The sequence below is a fragment of the Rahnella selenatireducens genome, from assembly GCF_046449555.1.
Classification (GTDB): domain Bacteria; phylum Pseudomonadota; class Gammaproteobacteria; order Enterobacterales; family Enterobacteriaceae; genus Rahnella; species Rahnella selenatireducens.
Window position 1 is genome coordinate 68,251 of record NZ_JBKEZJ010000002.1, and the last position, 17,096, is coordinate 85,346.

The following is a 17,096-nucleotide window of genomic DNA, read 5'->3' on the forward strand; positions in this document are numbered from 1 at the left end:
TGATGAGTACCGACTACCTGATAGAAGTGGATGGCCTGAAGAAACACTTTCCGATCCGCGACGGCGTATTCGGGCAGGAAACCGGCCAGCTGCGCGCGGTAGATGGCGTCAGTTTTAACATCCGCAAAGGCACTATTTTCGGGCTGGTGGGCGAATCCGGCAGTGGTAAAACCACCGTCGGCAGAACGCTGCTCGGCCTTTACGATAAAACGGCGGGCAGCGTGAAGTTTCGTGGTGAAGACCTGCACCGGCTCAAACCGAAACAGCTAAAAGCGCTGCGACCGAAAATTCAGCTGGTTTTTCAGGATCCCTACAGTTCGCTGAATCCGCGTATTCGTATTGGTGACGCGATCGGCGAAGCGATGTTGGAACATAAACTCTGCTCACGTGCTGAACTGCACGGCAAAGTGCTGGACGTGATGAAAATCTGCGGGCTGTCGCCGCTGCATTACAACCGCTTTCCCCACGAGTTTTCCGGCGGGCAACGCCAGCGTATTGGTATTGCACGGGCGCTGATCCTGCAACCGGAATTCATTATTGCCGATGAGCCGATCTCCGCGCTCGACGTCTCGATTCAGGCGCAGATCATCAATTTGTTCTCGGATTTACGCGACGATCATGGCGTGACGTTTCTGTTTATCTCGCACGATCTGGGTGTGGTGGAACATCTGTGTGACGACGTGGCGGTAATGTATCTGGGGCAACTGGTGGAAACCGCGAGCCGCGATGCTTTATTCCGCCAGCCTTTGCATCCGTACACGCAGGCATTACTGGCCGCCGTGCCAACGCTTGATCCTGACAGCGAGCCGGTGGCAATGGTCAGCGGTGAAATTCCTGATCCGTCAAAACCGCCGTCCGGCTGCCGTTTCCATACCCGCTGCCCGCGCGCGACCGAACGTTGCCGCGCTGAAATCCCGTTACTGCGTGAAGTGGAAAGCGGCCACCGCGTCGCCTGCCATCTGGTGTAATTTCTGGATCTTTCCCGCCGCGGCTGGCCTTAGTCTTCCAGCATGCGGCGGGCTTCACTCTGCATTTTCTGCCCGACGTTTTGCGTCACTTCAATCACCTTTTGCGTCGCGGGTGAAAGGAATGCGCCTTCCCGCCAGGTAATGCCCACACGGCGCGGCATCATCAGCTGATCGTTATCAATCCGGATCAGCCGGGAAATAAACTCTTCCTCGACCAGAATGTTTTCAGAAAGAAAACTGAGCAGGCCACTTTTGGCGATCAGGCCAGGCACTGACGCCAGCGAGCTGATTTCCACTTTAACGTCCGGCAGCGGGCAATGATTTTCATAGAACATCTTGTCCAGCCACTGGCGCATCGACACGGTTTTGGCCGGTAAAATCCAGCCGTAACGGCTCATGTCGCGCAGCGAAACTGGCCTGCCCGCCAGCGGATGATCGCGGGACGCCGCGACGACCACGCGATCCGCGGTGACCGGCACCTGAACCACCGGGCTTTCATAGTTCACCAGCGGCCCGATAATAATGTCGATGACATGACGCTCCATCAGCGTGAACAGGACGTCGTTCATGCCGATCTGGATTTCCAGTTTGACGTTGGGAACTTGCAACTGAAGCGTTTTACAGATTTCCGGCAGTAAAAATTGCGTCGCGGAACCCGACACGCCGACACGTACAATCCCGCCCGCGCCGCTGCTCAGTTCCGTCATGACTTCTGCCATCTCATGATATGAGTTTTGCAGCGCCAGGCCCCGCTGATAAAGAATGCGACCCGCCTCGGTCAGTTCCAGACCCCGGCCGACTCTTTTAAACAATTTAATGCCGAGTTCTTTCTCCAAACGGGTGATGGATTTCGATAGCGCGGGCTGCGTAATATTTAAATTTTGTGACGCAAGTCTCAAATTTATCATCTCCGCAGCGGTGACGAAATAATCTAAGTCCCTGTTATTAATCATACATTCCTAAAATTCATCGATTTGGTAAAAAAATATAGTAGAAGGCATGAGAGGCGCGGTCAATAATCTCGCGATCTTTGCAGGGGCGTGAGCGTCTCCGCAATCTGAACGCCAATGAATTCACCTGTTTTATGTAAAATAAGAAACTAAGCGCACCTATGAAAATTGTTAATTTCACCTTCAGTAAAGAACACACCAAAAGCTTTGGCATCTTCCAGACAGACGGCATTATCGATGTCGGCCGTCACTCGGGTTGCCGGGATATTAACGAATTCATGGCGCATCATCAGCTTGAAGAATTACAGCGTTACGCGCAGCTTCCGGCCGACCTCCAGCTGAGCGACATCAGTTTCCTTCCGGTGATTGACCGCCCGGGCAAAATTTTCGGCGTCGGCATGAACTACGCCGAAAAGCGCAAAGAGTTTAATGAAACCAGCGATGCGCCGACGCTATTTGTTCGCTTCGCGGATTCACAGGTTGGGCATAACGGCACCGTCCTCAAACCGTCGTCGACAAATGAATTCGATTACGAAGGTGAACTAGCGATTGTGATAGGGCGTACAGGACGCAATATTTCCGCAGAGGATGCGCTGAATCATATCGCCGGTTACAGCTGTTATATGGATGGTTCGGTGCGCGACTGGCAGCATAAATGGTATACCGCCGGAAAGAACTGGCCGTCGACCGGGGCGTTTGGTCCGTGGATGGTGACGCCGGATGAAGTGGGTGACCCGCAAAATCTGAGCATTAAAACCTGGCTCAATAACCGGTTGGTGCAGGACGACACAACCGCCAATATGGTTCACACCATTCCGCAAATCATTGCGTATATCAGCACGTTTACGCAGCTTTCGCCGGGCGATGTGATCATGACCGGTTCACCGGGCGGTGTTGGTAAGACCCGCGTCCCGCCGCTGTTTCTCCATGAAGATGACATTATTGAAGTGGAAATTGAGAACATCGGCCGTCTGACCAACCGGATCGAAAATTCGCCGCTGTCTGAAGTCGTACGTTCAAAAACAGCGGCCTGATGATATCAGCGGGTTTGGTTCACCAGAGGCACCGATTTTTCGGTGCCTTTTCCTTTTACGACCATCAGATACGTCAGCGTAAATGACAGCCCCAGCGACAGCGCAACGCCCATCACGATGTAGATGAAATAAGGACCGATGTAGGCGGGCAGGCTGAAAATGCTCGACAGAATATAGCCGTACAAACGCACCCCGAAGAACGCGATAAACGCCGATGCCACAGAGCTGCTGATGGTGGTGGCGATAAACGCCTTTTTATAGCGTGTCAGCACGCCAAACAGCGCCGGTTCGGTAATCCCCAGTAGCCCGGATATCGCCGCCGACAGCACCACGGATTTTTGCTCGCGGTTTTTCACGTGGAAATAAATCGCGAAGGTCGAACCGGCAATCGCCATGTTGGCCATGAACATCATTGGCATCAGCATGTCCCAGCCCTGATCGGTGAAGTTTTGCAACGCAATTGGCGTCATGGCGTGATGCATTCCGGTGAGGATCGCCACCGGGCGGATCGCGCCAACAATGAAACCCGCAAACACCGATGACACTTCAAACAGCCCCTGAATGCCCAGCGCCAGCAGTTTACCGAGGTAAATTCCGGCCGGGCCAATCACCGTCAGTGAAACCAGCGCCGCAATAAATAACGTCAGCGTTGGCGTGAAGACCGTTTTCAGCACGTCCGGCATGATTTTGTCCACCCAGCGGTGGATGTAGCTCAGCGCCAGCACCGAGAAAATCACCGGAATAACGCTGGCCGAATAGTTAAATACCGAAACCGGCAAGATATCCATGAAATACAACGTCGTTGGCGCACCCGCAGTATGGCTGGCGAGTGCTTTTGCGGCATCAATCAGCGTGGGATACATCAGGCAGGCGGCAACTGCGGCGGCCAGATATTCATTGGTTTTGAAAATTCTGGCGGCAGAGACAGCGAGGAAGAACGGCAGGAAATAGAAAACGCCGCTGGCGATCAGATCAATGATCATCACGGTTTCGCTTTTTGCGGAAATCACCTTGAGGGCGATTAAACCGGCCAGCAAACCTTTGATCATCCCCGCTCCCGCAATGGCCGGAACAATCGGACCAAACACACCGGACACCGTGTCCATGAACATCGAGACCAGACTTTTACGCGCATTTGTGGAAACATTTCCTGCTGGTTTTGAGGCCGGATCCAACTGTGAAACTATCGCTTCGTACCAGGTATTCACCTTCGGGCCGACGATGATTTGCACCTGACCGCTCTGGCTTTGCGCACCCAAAACGCCGGGCAGATTTTTTATCTCATCCCACGCCACTTTATTTTCGTCGGCTAAATCAAAACGCAGACGGGTCATGCAATGCCAGACTTTATTAATATTTTCTGCACCGCCGACGCCTTTAATAACAGACTGCATTATTTCTGTATTCACCCTAAACCCCGCGACGGAAATTGTATTTTTATTCTCAGATGGGAAAGGAGTGTAATGAGCGTGATTTTTAAAAACAAACCAATAAAACAGGATCTCGGTCACATAATCCACGTTGCAAGCCTGAGTATACGGGGTTTTGTAATAATTGGTCTGGTTTTTAGCGGTAATTTGCCGGTCTTTTATACCAAAATAAATGCATGAAATTAAGGTTTACAGCCGGGCGTGAAATACGGTGAAATAACGGCAATACACATTCTTACGCTTTATTTTTTTAAAGAAACAGACGGTATTTATTAAGGATTTCCCATGAAACCTGTGCTGATTACTCATATTGAATGCCAGATAACGCGCCCCGATCGCCATAATTTAGTGGTCGTCAAAATTGAAACCGACAGCGGTGTTTTCGGCCTCGGTTGCGCCACATTCCAGCAGCGTCCACTGGCGGTGAAACTGATGGTCGATGAATACCTCAAACCGCTGCTGTTAGGCCGCGATGCAAATCACATCGAAGATTTATGGCAGATGATGATGGTGAACGCGTACTGGCGTAACGGGCCGGTGATCAACAACGCTATTGCGGGCATCGATATGGCGCTGTGGGATATCAAAGGCAAACTGGCGAATATGCCGCTGTATCATTTATTTGGCGGTAAATCGAAAGATGCGGTGACCGCGTACAGCCATGCGGCGGGCGAAACACTGGAAGATCTTTACGGCGAAGTGGATCGTCTTCTAAGCGAAGGTTATCGCCACATCCGTTGCCAGCTGGGCTTTTACGGTGGCAACGTGCGCGATTTCCACTCCACGCGCGAACCCACGGCGGGCGCGTATTACGATCAGGATCAGTACATGGAGAACACGCTCGCCATGTTCAAAGCGCTGCGTAAAAAATATGGCAATCATTTCCACATTCTGCACGACGTTCACGAGCGTCTGTTCCCGCAACAGGCAGTACAGTTTGCCAAAGCGGTGGAACAATATCGTCCGTATTTTATTGAAGATATCTTGCCGCCAGATCAAAACGAATGGCTGGCGCAAATCCGCAGTCAGACCGCCGTGCCGCTGGCCACCGGCGAGCTTTTTAATAATCCGGCGGAATGGAAGGATCTGATCATCAATCGCAGGATCGACTTTATCCGTTGCCACGTTTCGCAAATCGGCGGTATCACGCCCGCGCTGAAACTGGCGCATTTCTGCCAGAGCTTTGGCGTGCGTCTGGCCTGGCATTGCCCACCGGACATGACGCCGATCGGCGCGGCGGTGAATACGCACCTGAATATTCATCTGCATAATTCTGCAATTCAGGAGTTTGTTGCTTATCCGACCAATACGCAGCAGGTTTTCCCCGGCGCACAGGCACCGGTGGACGGATATTTTTATTCGTGTGAAGAAGCCGGGATCGGCGTGGGTTTCAACAGCGAGGTGGCGAATGAATTTCCGGTGGTGTATCGCCCGCATGAATGGACGCAAAGCCGCCTGCCCGACGGCGTGATCCACACGCCTTAAGTCTGGCGAAATGCCAGGTTATCCTGGTTAAACGGGATAACGTAAGTGCATGAGTAATCGATATCAATAATATTGCTGAACGCATAAACCCGGCCGCCCTGCAAAATGCCTCTGTTGGTGATCTGCATGGCGGCGATGCCTTTTTTGCAGCCCAGCAACTGCGCCTGCTCTTTGCTGACGCTGACCGCCTGATAACGGGTGAGGGAATGTGAAATCGCGAAGCCTTTATTCAGAACGTATTGCTGAATGGAATGCTCGATCGTTTTCTGATTCAGATCCGCAAAACCTTCGGCAGGCATCCGTGAATACTCAATCTGTACGTTGCGCTGGCTGATGCGCCGCAGACGGGTAAACGCCCAGATAAAATCATCCGCGGTTAAATCGAAAACCTGCTGTTCTTCGCGGTCAGGCCGCCGTTTGTGCAACTCCAGCATTTTGAAACTGATGTCGGTGAATTTCTTCTCGGTAATCGAGTTGTACACCAGCGGATTACTGCTGACGCCCGCATTGATATAAATCCCCGAGCCTTGCACGATGCGTACCGCGCCGATACTCACCAGTTTTTCCAGCGCCTTGCGCACGGTAAACCGAGACACACCATACTCTTCCGCCAGCTGGCGTTCCGGCGGCAACTTTTCCGGCAGGGATCCACTGTGCTGATAAATCTTACTCAGCAAATCCTGAGCGATAAATTCACTTTTTTTCATCGGCGTCTGGCTTATTTGAGAACGTGAGATCGGGAACGCATTGAAACATGCGACAGGCAGAAAGGGCAAATTACAGCCTGAAGGCTGTATTGGGTTTTTACAGATTATAGGGTGTAGAGGATATTTTAAAATTACCCGGATGGAACCCGGTTGGAAACACTGTTTAAACTGCTCGCCGCGCTGGATTTAGAGCTGCAGATAGTACCAGGAAATAGTGACCCACAGGACAAAACGTCGTGGGGTCAGGAGTGGTAATAACAAAAAAGCCCGCCAGTTTTCACCGGCGGGCTTTGTTTTTCGACAAAATTAAATCGAATTACTTCTGATCAGGTAAGGCGTAGGCAATCACGTAGTCGCCGCGTTCTGCGGACTGACGTGCGCCACCGGCGCTGATGATGATGTACTGTTTACCGGTTTTCGGGGAAACGTAAGTCATCGGGCCGGACTGGCTTCCCACCGGCAGGCGGGATTTCCAGATTTCTTTACCGGTTGCGGTATCGAACGCGCGCAGATAGAAATCCTGCGTACCGGCAAAGAACAGAAGGCCGGATTGCGTTGACAGGCTCGCGCCCAGCGTTGGCATACCGACTTCCATTGGCATACGCATTTTGATGCCCAGCGGACCGGTGTCTTTCACCGTACCGACAGGAACCTGCCAGACGATTTTACCGGTTTTCAGGTTAACCGCAGACATCGTACCGAACGGCGGTTTCTGGCAAGGGATTCCCAGCGGAGACAGGAAACGCTCGCGGACCGCGCCGTATGGCGTACCGTCCATCGGCACCATCCCCATCTCGATACCGCTAGCGCCCGTTGGCACTTTGGCACGCGGAACCATGTAGTTCGCCAGACCAAGACGCATATCATTCACGAACATGATGGCATTATTAGGATCCACCGACACGCTGCCCCAGTTCATGCCGCCCAGAGAACCCGGGAATTGCAGGGAACGATCCAGACCCGGAGGCGTATAAACGCCATCGTGACGCATGCCTTTAAACTCGATGCGACACAGTAACTGGTCCATCGGCGTTGCGCCCCACATGTCAGACTCTTTCAGCGTCTGGTTGCCGATGTTTGGCATACCGACGGAGAAAGGCTGCGTTTTGGAATAGCGTTCGCCAGGGACGTTACCCTGCGGCACTTCGCGATTTTCCACTTTCGCGACCGGCTGGCCGGTTTCGCGGTTCAGCATGAAAATCATGCCTTGTTTGGAGGTCTGCACCAGAACCGGCGTGCTGCCACCTTTATCGTCCGGCAGGTCATACAGCAGTGGCTGAGACGGCAGGTCAAAGTCCCACAGATCGTGATGTGTGGTCTGGAACGTCCAGCGAACTTTACCGGTTGTGGCTTCAACAGCGACCACGGATGAACTGTATTTATCGTCCAGATCAGTACGCGTGCCGCCGAAGAAGTCAGGTGTAGCGTTGCCGGTTGGCATATAAATCAGACCCAGTTTCGGATCATAAGACATCGCTGACCAGACGTTCGGCGTACCGCGCGTGTACGTCTCACCTTCCGGTGGCAGTTTGGTGATGTTCGGATTACCCGGATCCCACGCCCAAACCAGTGCGCCGGTGTGAACGTCAAACGCACGCACCACGCCCGGAGGTTCGCCGGTGGAGAAGTTATCGGCAACACGGCCACCGACCACGACTACATTACCCGCGACCAGCGGGGTTGAGGTCTGCTGGTAGTAGCCTGGTTTCACTTCACCCATGCCGACTTTCAGGTCAACTACGCCGTTGTCACCGAAATCAGCACAAGGCTTGCCGGTGTCGGCGTTGATGGCGATCAGGCGCGCATCGATGGTTGGCAGGAACAGACGACGTTCGCAGGTTCCGCTCACGGTCCCGCCGGTGGCCGCTGGCGCTTGTGGCGCATCAGAAACCGGAGCGGCAGCTTCGGAAGCCGCAGGTGTTACCGGTTCGGCGGCAGGAATGGCCGCCGCTTGAGCTGCCGGAGCCTGTGGCGCCGCGCTGTTCTCGTAATAGCCCAGACCACGGCAACGCTGCCAGTTCGGCGCAGTAGAGTTGGAGTCGTAAGCCCAAAGTTTTTTACCGTCATCCACAGAAAGCGCGATCACTTTGCTGTACGCGGTACACACAAACAGTTTGTCACCGATTTGCAGCGGCGTGTTCTGGTCTTCTGCACCGGAACCGTTGCTCTGCGGGATATCGCCGGTATGCGCAATCCACGCAACCTGCAATTTATCGATGTTGGTTTTGTTAATCTGATCCAATGCAGCAAAACGGTCGCCGGCGGTGGTGTTACCCCAGTTCGCCCAGTTTTTCTGTTCCGCACCTTTATCAACCGGTTTGACCGGAACCTGATCGTTGTCGGCGCTGATGATTGGCGTCGGGACGAACGTGTTACCGAATGCCGCGATCAGGGCAACGGCCAGCACGGCGGCCAGCGAGAAGCTCGGGCCTTTGCGGGCAACCCGACCCGCGCGCGTTTTCAGCAACGGATACGCCAGTGCGACGAGGAAGGCCAGAACACCAAAGGTGAACAGGCGGGAGAACAGTGGCCAGAAGGTTAAACCGGCGTCCCAGATTGCCCAGATAACAGAAAGCACGAAGGCGACGGCGTAGAGCCACGCGCCCGAAGGCTTGCCTTTGAAAATTAAAACGGCGGAAACGACGAGCGCCAGACCCATCAGCAGGAAGTAAATGCTTCCTCCCAATGTGGCCAGATACGCACCGCCGATACCGAGTGTCAGGCCGATAACGGCCATCAGCGCACTCAGCAGCCAGAGGAGCCAGATCCATTTACTCTTAGTTGTTGGCATGATTTATCTCACTGCACTTATGTTGTAGACAAAATTATTGTAGTCAGGATATGTGAAAAGCTGGAAACACGTAATGAACACCCGTTATCAAATGAACCAGATAGGACAATTTCGCGGAAATAGTAATACTTCTCATCGAGGTTGTGAATGTGTAACCAAGAGTTTGAAATTAGGTAAATTATTATAAGTGAGATTAATCTTTGTGCGGCCACTGGTTATCGTATTGATATTTAATAATTAAAAAAATCAACTTATTCAAATAAATTATATATTAACGGATATTTATATTTTTTATGTCTATATGGGCGCACTATTTGCTCACAAACGCTTAACTGAAATAGAGAGTGTGGCTGAGATCCCAAAGAAGTGTGAGTATCTGTGAACCTTCTGGGGCATTTTAATGATGCGGCGGCGAGATGCAGATCACCGCACAGGATAGCAGCTGCACGGATCCGTGGAGGCAGGTAACGTTAATGGCTAAGTTAGTTACAACATACTTTATATGTGGAAAGATCTTCTGTCCGCGTTATCTGTATGTGCCCTGCAAACCGGCGGCATAAGATCCCTGTGTAAGCCGCATCGCAGGCGGGCTCTGGCTTAGTCCAAATGGTCATTAGAAATACCCTAACGGTCGTTATAATAATCTTGACCCGGTGACGGCGATCACGTTTTATTACGATCAAAATACATGTCCGTAAAAATTCACCTCGCTAAGGATCACAATAATGACTGAGTGCTCATCGCTGGACACCCGGCCAGAGACGTCTGCTTTCCGCCGCTGGCTGGCGGTTTCTTCACTGGCCTGTGGCACCTTTGTTCTGGTCAACACTGAATTCCTGCCTATCGGTCTGCTGTCGCCGATTGCACAATCCCTGGGCGTGACGGAAGGCCACGCCGGACTGGCGGTGATGTTGCCGGGATTAATCGCGGCAATTTCTGCGCCGCTGATTATGCTTTTCGCCAAAAAAATGGATCGCCGGAATCTGCTTTTACTGCTCTCGGCGTCAGTGATTCTGGCAAACGGCATCGCGGTGATGGCCGAATCGTTCAACGTGTTGCTGATCGGACGCATTATTCTCGGTATCGGTGTCGGCGGTTTCTGGTCGTTTGCGATTCCGTCCGGGCGCAGACTGGTGGCGGAAGAACAGGGCGCACGCGCCATTTCGCTGATCACCGCCGGTGTGGCCGTCGGAACCGTGGCGGGCGTTCCGGCCGGGGCGTTTATCGGCGATCTGTACGGCTGGCGGATGGCGTTTACCCTCAACTCCGCGCTGGCGCTGGTTTTCTTTGTGCTGCAATGGCTGGCGCTGCCTTCTTTACCGGCGCAGCAGTCCATTGGCCTGCGCGCAATGCTGGGCGTGACGAAAGTGGCGGGGATCCGCTACGCGCTGATCATCGGCGTCTTTATGGCGGGTGGCCATTTCGCTGCTTACACCTATCTCGAACCCTGGCTGCGCTTTAACCTCAAGCTGCCTGCCAGCGATATTTCCTTATTGCTGATGGGATACGGGATCGCAGGGCTGATCGGTACGCTGACCACGGAAATCACCGTGCGCGAATTTGGCGTGAAGAAAGCCTTCATGCTGAACATGTTGCTGCTGAGCCTATCGGTGCTGGCGTTGTCGCTGCTTAACCTGCCGTTCCCGCTGGCCAGTGCGCTGGTGATCCTTTGGGGTCTCGCGTTTGGTGCGCTTCCTGTGTGTCTGAATATATGGACTTATCAGGCATCGCCCGCTTTGTTTGAAACCGGTTCAGCATTACTGGTTTGTGTATTCCAGACCTCGTTGGCGCTGGGCGCGCTGTTCGGCGGGATCCTCGCGGACACCGCCGGTGTCAGCGGTGCGTTTCTGCTCGGCGGCGCGCTGACGCTACTCGCGGGCATCACCATTTTCCTGTCACGCCCGCAGCCTGTTGCACTGCATTCCGCCAAAGAATGATCGTTTGCGATCAGGAAATCTTTCCACGTAAGCGATCCTGACCTCTCAGAAGCCTGCCTCTGGCGGGCTTTATTTGATTTAAGGCAATTTCAGTTCAATTATTGTTCGCACGAACTTCACAGCCCTGCTATTTTTTAATGGGATTTAACCGGAGGGAGTGCGTTATATGAGAGTGTTGAGGAGCGAAAGGGACTATATATCGTGGATGTTTGAGGACTACTTTAAGTTTTCGGATTCCATCGTCTCACCATTAATGAGTGATGAGGAAATTCAGCAGGCTCTGGTTGAATTGCACCCTGATTCTTTCCCCTGCATTGGATATTTAACATCTTCGCCAGGTGGTTGTATTTACAATGTAAATTATATTTCTCCTGATACGGTTTCTGCGTGGGCAACGGAATTGAATGTAAGGTAATATTATTTCACTTATAATGATATACCCTATAAAAACATGGTCTTAAGAATAATCCTAGGCCATGTTTCGTTTTTATCGAAACAGAATTCATGAAGATAAAACAACAAACTCACAACACTCAGGTTACCGTTTTATTGAATTAACGTATATTTTTCCGCCCAAAAAAAACCTTTTTGCATTAGGTTATTTCTTTTTCGTATTTGCTCATGTGAAAACGTTTTGAAACACTGTGTCGGTAAAGCTACGGCTTCAATTTGAACACTTATTTATTCACGGAAAGAGTAGACCTCATGCGCACCGCAATAAAAATTTCACTCCTGGCGTTATCGCTGGTTGGCGCTCTGGCGCTGACTTCTTGTGATCAAAAATCCAAAGATAACCACATCAAAGTGGGTATCAGCGCGGGTATTGATCAGCAAATGTGGGAGACCATCAAGAAAACGGCCAAAGATAAATACAATCTGGACGTCGAAGTGGTGACCTTCAACGATTTCGTGCTGCCTAACTCTGCGCTGAGCAGCGGCGATATTGACGTTAATTCCTTCCAGCACCGCCCGTATCTCGACAAACAAGTGAAAGAGCGTGGCTACAAACTGGTGGAAGTGGGTAAAACCTTTGTTTACCCGATCGCGGCTTATTCCCGCAAAATCAAATCCATCGATCAACTGAGCGACGGCGCACAGGTTGCCGTACCGAACGATCCGACCAACCTTGGTCGCTCGCTGTTACTTTTGCAAAAACAAGGGCTGATTAAACTGCGAGACGGTGTGGGCTTACTGCCAACGTCGCTGGATATCATTGAGAACCCGAAACATCTCAAGATTGTTGAGATTGAAGCCCCGCAGCTGACCCGCGCAATTGACGATGACAAAATTGAGCTGGCGGTGATCAACACCACGTATTCCGGTCAGGTTGGTCTTACGCCGGGCAAAAATGGTCTGTTCGTGGAAGACAAAGATTCGCCTTACGTGAACATTATTGTGGCGCGGGAAGATAACAAAGACAGTCAGTCCGTGAAGGAACTGGTTGAGGCTTATCAGACTGATGCAACAGTTAAAGCGGCGGACGCTATCTATCACGGTGACGCTGTAAAAGGCTGGTAAGGATACGGTTCTTCATAAAGAATCATTGAATCCTGAGATTTAATAATCTCAGGATTTTTGTATTTGCAAAATCAAAAAACGGTTTTCAGCAGACGCCAAAATCACCGTCTAAGTGATACAGATTCACAGAATCGGCGCTTACTTCGATCTCTTTTTTTGCGAAATCATCCGTACGCGCACACCACAACGTTTCGCCTTCCACGCGGAGCACAATCATTTGCGGTCCGCCGGTTTTTGACTGAACCAGATCCTGAGGTTTAAACATGTTTTTCTCTCTGTTTTTGGTGAGGATGAATGAATTCTATGGTTTGCGATAAAACCGCACTGAAGCCGCCTAGCCGGGCGATCCTCGCGAATCACAGCGCTAACGCTATACTTATAGCCAATGTAATACAAACCGGAGGAAAAACATGACCATTCATAAGAAAGGATCGGCGCACTGGGAAGGTGATATTAAACACGGTAAAGGTTACATCTCGTCTGAAAGTGGGGCGCTGAAGGATCAGCCGTACGGATTTAACACCCGTTTTGAAGGCAAAGCTGGAACCAACCCGGAAGAACTGATTGGCGCTGCGCATTCCGCGTGCTTTTCAATGGCGCTATCGCTGATGCTCGGCGAAGCAGGGCACACGCCGGAAAGCATCGATACCGTTGCAGATGTATCACTGGATAAAGTGGACGGCGGATTTGCCATCACTAAGATTGCGCTCGACAGCAAAATCAAACTGCCGGGTATCGATAAAGACAAATTTGACGAAATCATCAAAAAAGCCAAAGCCGGCTGCCCGGTTTCACAGGTGCTGAAAGCGGAAATTACGCTAACTTATCAGCTGGAAAACTGATGTTGGGTTGAAGCCGTCAGCGTTTGAAACGAACAAAGCCACGCGTTTATGCGTGGCTTTTGTGTTGTCAGCCCATGATAAGCTTTTTAAACAACAGCTCCTGGACGTTTTGCCGCTGTGAAAGCAGCACATACACAGAGATCAGTTTTGCCGGTTCGTTATAGGTATAAATGATTCGGTAACCGTTCAAGGTATTACATTGACGATATTTGATAACCCCCAGGGCCGCCAGATCGGGTGATACCGGGCAAGACAAGGGAAAGACCTTCACTTTAGCTTCAAACTCATCCAACACTGCGTTGATGATTTTTAGCGGATCGTTACCCTGTGAGGTCTGGTAACTCGCAATTTCATCGATAGACAGCTTTACGGTCTGCAGGTACTCAATCACTACTTTACTTTTCGTTGCTGACATAAGGGATCCCAGTGTTTAGCGAACCCGACCGGATTAACGGTGTAAGTCTTCTAAAAGCTGTTCTCTCGTGAATGTCCGGCCTTCTGCTTTATCATTTTCTGCCAGTGTCAGCAGTTTCAGCAAAGCGATGGTTTCATCCCTTTTTTGTCGGTCTTCAAAGGATTCAATGACATAAGCCGGTTCACCATTCTGAGTGACCAGTATCGGTTGTGAAAGGTCAAGTACAGCAGCATGCTTCTTCACAAAGCTGATGGTCTGTATTTGCATGTGTATATCTCCGTCGCCAAACGTATTGAGGTCTAAATATAGTCCTTTTACAGACCTCATGCAAAATAACTTTCCTGTTTTCCTTCACACCTCGAAAACTAAATTCTTCGCCGGTTTGACAAAAATCCGCCGCCTGCCATTACTTAATCATTCCCTTAAACCGAATGCTGAGTGTATGCATTCGATTATATGTAGAGGTCATGTTCGCGCCATGCTGACGTTACGCCAGATCCGACATTTTATTGCCGTCGCTGAAACCGGTTCGATTTCTGCGGCTGCGCAGGCTTCTTTTGTTTCGCAATCGTCGTTAACACAGGCGATTCAGCAACTTGAAGTGGAAACAGAAGCGCGGCTGTTTGACCGTCACGCGAAGGGAATGACGCTGACGCATCAGGGGCATCAGTTTTTGCGCCAGTCTTATCTGATCCTCGCAACCGTCGATAACGCCAAACGTAGCCTGCAACTGGGTACCGAAAGTGTGACTGGACAAATCACGTTGGGCGTAACCAGCCTGGTGGCCGGGTATTTCCTGGTGGATTTACTCAAGCAGTTCAACGCGTATTACCCGAACGTCGAGGTGAAAGTCGTCGAGGATGAGCGCCAGTACATCGAACATCTGCTGGTCAGCGGTGAAATTGATATCGGCGTGCTGATCCTCTCAAATCTCGAAGACCGCGATGCGCTCCAGACCGAAGTTCTTACCCATTCCTCTTATCGCCTCTGGTTACCGCCGTTGCATCCGCTGCTGGAGCGCGAAAGCATTTCGCTGGCTGATATCGCGAATGAACCGCTGATCCAGCTCAATGTGGATGAAATGGAAAAGCACGCGCAGCGGCTATGGGCGCGGGCGGGGCTGAAACCGAATATCGCGATGAAAACCGCCTCGACCGAAGCCGTGCGCAGCCTTGTGGCGGCAGGGCTTGGCGTGTCCGTTCAGCCGGACATGGCGTACCGCGCGTGGTCGCTGGAAGGCAATATGATCGAAGCCAGTAAACTGGAGGATTCCATTGAGCCGCTGGATATCGGGCTGGCCTGGCGGCGCGGCAGTGCGCGGCCGGAACTGGTGACGCCGTTTCTCACCATTGCGCGGGAAAACAGCGCCAAGCGACGTCCGGCCTGACGGAGCATTCGTTTTTTCCGAACGCACCCTTCAGTAATTGCTATTTGTTGCCCTCAGAGAAATTACCTAATGTGAATAGACGAATTGTTACTAACAAATAACATTTTTGTTAATTCACGATGATTGTCTTCTCTGTGGGGTAAGCGATGTCGGATGCAGAATTTGTTGCCCGTTTTTCTGAAAAACATGCGATTAACGGCGACCTCCGGACCGGCGAGGGCGCGACGCAAAGTATTTTCAATCCCGCCACCGGTGAAGTCATTGCCGAAATCGCTGAAACCTCGCTTTCTCAGGTTGGTCAGGCCGTCACCGCCGCCAACAATGCTTTTCTGCGCTGGTCACGCACCACGCCAGCCGAACGCGCTACGGTGCTTTTGCGCATTGCCGACGCTATCGAGAAACAGGCGCCGTCACTGGCGCAGCTGGAATCAATTAACTGCGGGAAACCGCTGCATCAGGCGCTGAAAGACGATTTGCCCGCGGCCATCGACGTTTTCCGCTTCTTTGCCGGTGCGGTGCGATGTCAGCAGGGGCAGCTTTCCGGCGAATATCTGCCCGGCCACACGTCGATGGTGCGCCGCGATCCGCTGGGCGTGGTGGCGTCTATCGCGCCGTGGAATTACCCGTTGATGATGTCGGCGTGGAAAATTGCACCGGCGCTGGCTGCGGGAAATACCGTGGTCTTTAAACCTTCCGAACACACGCCGCTGACCATTCTTGCGCTGCTGCCTGCGTTACAGGAAATCCTGCCGCCCGGCGTGCTGAACGTGATAACCGGCAGCGGCGAGGGCGTCGGTAATGCGCTGGTCAGCCATCCGAACGTTCGCCTGATTTCCCTGACCGGCGATATCGTCACCGGCCAGCGCATTCTTCAGGCTGCAGTCAAAACCGTGAAACGCACGCATCTGGAACTGGGCGGTAAGGCGCCGGTGATTGTGTGCAATGACGCCGATATTGACGATGTGGTGGATGCGGTCAGCCAGTGGGGATATTACAACGCGGGGCAGGATTGTACGTCTGCCTGCCGCGTGTATGCGCAGGCCGGGATTTATGAGCGTCTGGTGGAAAAACTGGGTGAGGCGGTCTCGCAGTTATCTTTCGCGCGCAAAAACGACAGTGAAAATTTTATGGGGCCGCTCATCAGCAGCCGCCAGCGGGATCGCGTGTCGAGCTTTGTTGAACGGGCGCTGAGTCAGCCGCATATCGAGCGCATCACTGGCGCGGCGTCGCATTCCGGCCCCGGTTTTTATTACCAGCCGACCTTACTGGCAGGCTGTCTGCAAAGTGACGAAATCGTCCAGCGCGAAGTGTTCGGGCCGGTCGTGAGTGTGACACGGTTCGACACCATTGCGCAGGTCGTCAGCTGGGCAAACGAATCAGAATACGGTCTGGCGTCGTCGGTCTGGACACAAAATATCGACCTGGCAATGCAAATCTCTTCCCACCTGCAATACGGCACCACCTGGATTAACACTCACTTTTCTTTAGTCAGCGAAATGCCCCACGGCGGATTAAAACGCTCCGGGTACGGCAACGATCTTTCCAGTTATTCATTACAGGATTACAGCGTAGTCAGACACATCATGGCGAAGTTCAAACCACAATTCTAAAAACATATTTACGACGACAGGA

At 52.0% G+C, this 17,096-nt stretch carries 15 protein-coding genes; 8 read left to right on the forward strand and 7 right to left on the reverse strand.

Annotation, left to right across the window (positions count from 1 at the left end; genetic code table 11):
* The first annotated feature begins 2 nt into the window (after positions 1–2).
* A complete protein-coding gene (locus ACLBVC_RS03710; protein ID WP_218522899.1) occupies positions 3–968 on the forward strand; it encodes an ABC transporter ATP-binding protein in 966 nt (321 codons plus the stop codon).
* A gap of 29 nt (positions 969–997) precedes the next feature.
* Here the strand turns inward: ACLBVC_RS03710 and ACLBVC_RS03715 are convergent, their stop codons facing one another.
* On the reverse strand, positions 998–1,921 hold the full coding sequence (locus ACLBVC_RS03715) for a LysR family transcriptional regulator (RefSeq protein WP_218522789.1): 924 nt from the start codon (positions 1,919–1,921) through the stop codon (positions 998–1,000).
* Between the two features lie 158 nt (positions 1,922–2,079).
* Here ACLBVC_RS03715 and ACLBVC_RS03720 point away from each other — a divergent pair, with 158 nt between their 5' ends.
* Positions 2,080–2,952 (forward strand): fumarylacetoacetate hydrolase family protein, encoded by an 873-nt coding sequence (locus ACLBVC_RS03720; RefSeq protein ID WP_410148179.1) that lies wholly within the window; start codon positions 2,080–2,082, stop codon positions 2,950–2,952.
* A gap of 5 nt (positions 2,953–2,957) precedes the next feature.
* On the opposite strand, the gene ACLBVC_RS03725 is transcribed toward ACLBVC_RS03720, so the two are convergent.
* Complete coding sequence (locus ACLBVC_RS03725; RefSeq protein ID WP_410148181.1) at positions 2,958–4,346, reverse strand: PTS transporter subunit EIIC; 1,389 nt, start codon at positions 4,344–4,346, stop codon at positions 2,958–2,960.
* Positions 4,347–4,667: 321 nt separating this feature from the next.
* Between ACLBVC_RS03725 and ACLBVC_RS03730 the strand changes: the two genes are divergently transcribed.
* Positions 4,668–5,867 carry an enolase C-terminal domain-like protein gene (locus tag ACLBVC_RS03730; RefSeq protein WP_410148183.1) on the forward strand — a complete coding sequence of 400 codons (1,200 nt, stop codon included), beginning with the start codon at positions 4,668–4,670 and terminating at the stop codon, positions 5,865–5,867.
* On the opposite strand, the gene ACLBVC_RS03735 is transcribed toward ACLBVC_RS03730, so the two are convergent.
* Positions 5,864–6,574: a GntR family transcriptional regulator gene (locus ACLBVC_RS03735; protein ID WP_410148185.1), complete on the reverse strand. Its 711-nt coding sequence runs from the start codon at positions 6,572–6,574 to the stop codon at positions 5,864–5,866. The two genes, ACLBVC_RS03730 and ACLBVC_RS03735, sit on opposite strands and share 4 nt — an antisense overlap.
* Before the next feature lie 316 nt (positions 6,575–6,890).
* Positions 6,891–9,365: a membrane-bound PQQ-dependent dehydrogenase, glucose/quinate/shikimate family gene (locus tag ACLBVC_RS03740; RefSeq protein WP_410148187.1), complete on the reverse strand. Its 2,475-nt coding sequence runs from the start codon at positions 9,363–9,365 to the stop codon at positions 6,891–6,893.
* Positions 9,366–10,090: 725 nt separating this feature from the next.
* Here ACLBVC_RS03740 and ACLBVC_RS03745 point away from each other — a divergent pair.
* Together ACLBVC_RS03745 and metQ are read left to right on the forward strand one after the other, a co-directional pair.
* Entirely contained in the window at positions 10,091–11,302 is a 1,212-nt protein-coding gene (locus tag ACLBVC_RS03745) for an MFS transporter (protein ID WP_410148189.1), read from the forward strand.
* Positions 11,303–12,007: 705 nt separating this feature from the next.
* Positions 12,008–12,820, forward strand: coding sequence for a methionine ABC transporter substrate-binding lipoprotein MetQ (gene metQ / locus ACLBVC_RS03750; RefSeq protein WP_410148190.1), 813 nt, complete (start codon positions 12,008–12,010; stop codon positions 12,818–12,820).
* A gap of 85 nt (positions 12,821–12,905) precedes the next feature.
* Here metQ and ACLBVC_RS03755 read toward each other — a convergent pair whose 3' ends face one another.
* On the reverse strand, positions 12,906–13,085 hold the full coding sequence (locus ACLBVC_RS03755) for a YodC family protein (RefSeq protein WP_195813064.1): 180 nt from the start codon (positions 13,083–13,085) through the stop codon (positions 12,906–12,908).
* Positions 13,086–13,230: 145 nt separating this feature from the next.
* Here ACLBVC_RS03755 and ACLBVC_RS03760 point away from each other — a divergent pair, with 145 nt between their 5' ends.
* Positions 13,231–13,662, forward strand: coding sequence for an OsmC family protein (locus ACLBVC_RS03760; RefSeq protein ID WP_195813063.1), 432 nt, complete (start codon positions 13,231–13,233; stop codon positions 13,660–13,662).
* A 67-nt stretch (positions 13,663–13,729) separates the two neighbouring features.
* Here ACLBVC_RS03760 and ACLBVC_RS03765 read toward each other — a convergent pair whose 3' ends face one another.
* Together ACLBVC_RS03765 and ACLBVC_RS03770 are read right to left on the reverse strand one after the other, a co-directional pair.
* Positions 13,730–14,077 carry a type II toxin-antitoxin system RelE/ParE family toxin gene (locus ACLBVC_RS03765; protein ID WP_410148191.1) on the reverse strand — a complete coding sequence of 116 codons (348 nt, stop codon included), beginning with the start codon at positions 14,075–14,077 and terminating at the stop codon, positions 13,730–13,732.
* A 33-nt stretch (positions 14,078–14,110) separates the two neighbouring features.
* Complete coding sequence (locus ACLBVC_RS03770; protein ID WP_410148192.1) at positions 14,111–14,344, reverse strand: type II toxin-antitoxin system Phd/YefM family antitoxin; 234 nt, start codon at positions 14,342–14,344, stop codon at positions 14,111–14,113.
* Between the two features lie 211 nt (positions 14,345–14,555).
* Here ACLBVC_RS03770 and ACLBVC_RS03775 point away from each other — a divergent pair, with 211 nt between their 5' ends.
* Together ACLBVC_RS03775 and ACLBVC_RS03780 are read left to right on the forward strand one after the other, a co-directional pair.
* A complete protein-coding gene (locus ACLBVC_RS03775) occupies positions 14,556–15,464 on the forward strand; it encodes a LysR substrate-binding domain-containing protein (protein WP_104925231.1) in 909 nt (302 codons plus the stop codon).
* Between the two features lie 146 nt (positions 15,465–15,610).
* Positions 15,611–17,074 carry a gamma-aminobutyraldehyde dehydrogenase gene (locus ACLBVC_RS03780; RefSeq protein ID WP_410148194.1) on the forward strand — a complete coding sequence of 488 codons (1,464 nt, stop codon included), beginning with the start codon at positions 15,611–15,613 and terminating at the stop codon, positions 17,072–17,074.
* The last annotated feature ends 22 nt before the right edge of the window (positions 17,075–17,096 follow it).

What these genes read in the sequence shown, in the direction of transcription:
- ACLBVC_RS03710 (WP_218522899.1), top strand. Translation starts at nt 3, where the DNA reads ATGAGTACCGACTACCTGATAGAAGTGGATGGCCTGAAGAAACACTTT.
- ACLBVC_RS03715 (WP_218522789.1), bottom strand. Translation starts at nt 1,921, where the DNA reads ATGATTAATAACAGGGACTTAGATTATTTCGTCACCGCTGCGGAGATG.
- ACLBVC_RS03720 (WP_410148179.1), top strand. Translation starts at nt 2,080, where the DNA reads ATGAAAATTGTTAATTTCACCTTCAGTAAAGAACACACCAAAAGCTTT.
- ACLBVC_RS03725 (WP_410148181.1), bottom strand. Translation starts at nt 4,346, where the DNA reads ATGCAGTCTGTTATTAAAGGCGTCGGCGGTGCAGAAAATATTAATAAA.
- ACLBVC_RS03730 (WP_410148183.1), top strand. Translation starts at nt 4,668, where the DNA reads ATGAAACCTGTGCTGATTACTCATATTGAATGCCAGATAACGCGCCCC.
- ACLBVC_RS03735 (WP_410148185.1), bottom strand. Translation starts at nt 6,574, where the DNA reads ATGAAAAAAAGTGAATTTATCGCTCAGGATTTGCTGAGTAAGATTTAT.
- ACLBVC_RS03740 (WP_410148187.1), bottom strand. Translation starts at nt 9,365, where the DNA reads ATGCCAACAACTAAGAGTAAATGGATCTGGCTCCTCTGGCTGCTGAGT.
- ACLBVC_RS03745 (WP_410148189.1), top strand. Translation starts at nt 10,091, where the DNA reads ATGACTGAGTGCTCATCGCTGGACACCCGGCCAGAGACGTCTGCTTTC.
- metQ (WP_410148190.1), top strand. Translation starts at nt 12,008, where the DNA reads ATGCGCACCGCAATAAAAATTTCACTCCTGGCGTTATCGCTGGTTGGC.
- ACLBVC_RS03755 (WP_195813064.1), bottom strand. Translation starts at nt 13,085, where the DNA reads ATGTTTAAACCTCAGGATCTGGTTCAGTCAAAAACCGGCGGACCGCAA.
- ACLBVC_RS03760 (WP_195813063.1), top strand. Translation starts at nt 13,231, where the DNA reads ATGACCATTCATAAGAAAGGATCGGCGCACTGGGAAGGTGATATTAAA.
- ACLBVC_RS03765 (WP_410148191.1), bottom strand. Translation starts at nt 14,077, where the DNA reads ATGTCAGCAACGAAAAGTAAAGTAGTGATTGAGTACCTGCAGACCGTA.
- ACLBVC_RS03770 (WP_410148192.1), bottom strand. Translation starts at nt 14,344, where the DNA reads ATGCAAATACAGACCATCAGCTTTGTGAAGAAGCATGCTGCTGTACTT.
- ACLBVC_RS03775 (WP_104925231.1), top strand. Translation starts at nt 14,556, where the DNA reads ATGCTGACGTTACGCCAGATCCGACATTTTATTGCCGTCGCTGAAACC.
- ACLBVC_RS03780 (WP_410148194.1), top strand. Translation starts at nt 15,611, where the DNA reads ATGTCGGATGCAGAATTTGTTGCCCGTTTTTCTGAAAAACATGCGATT.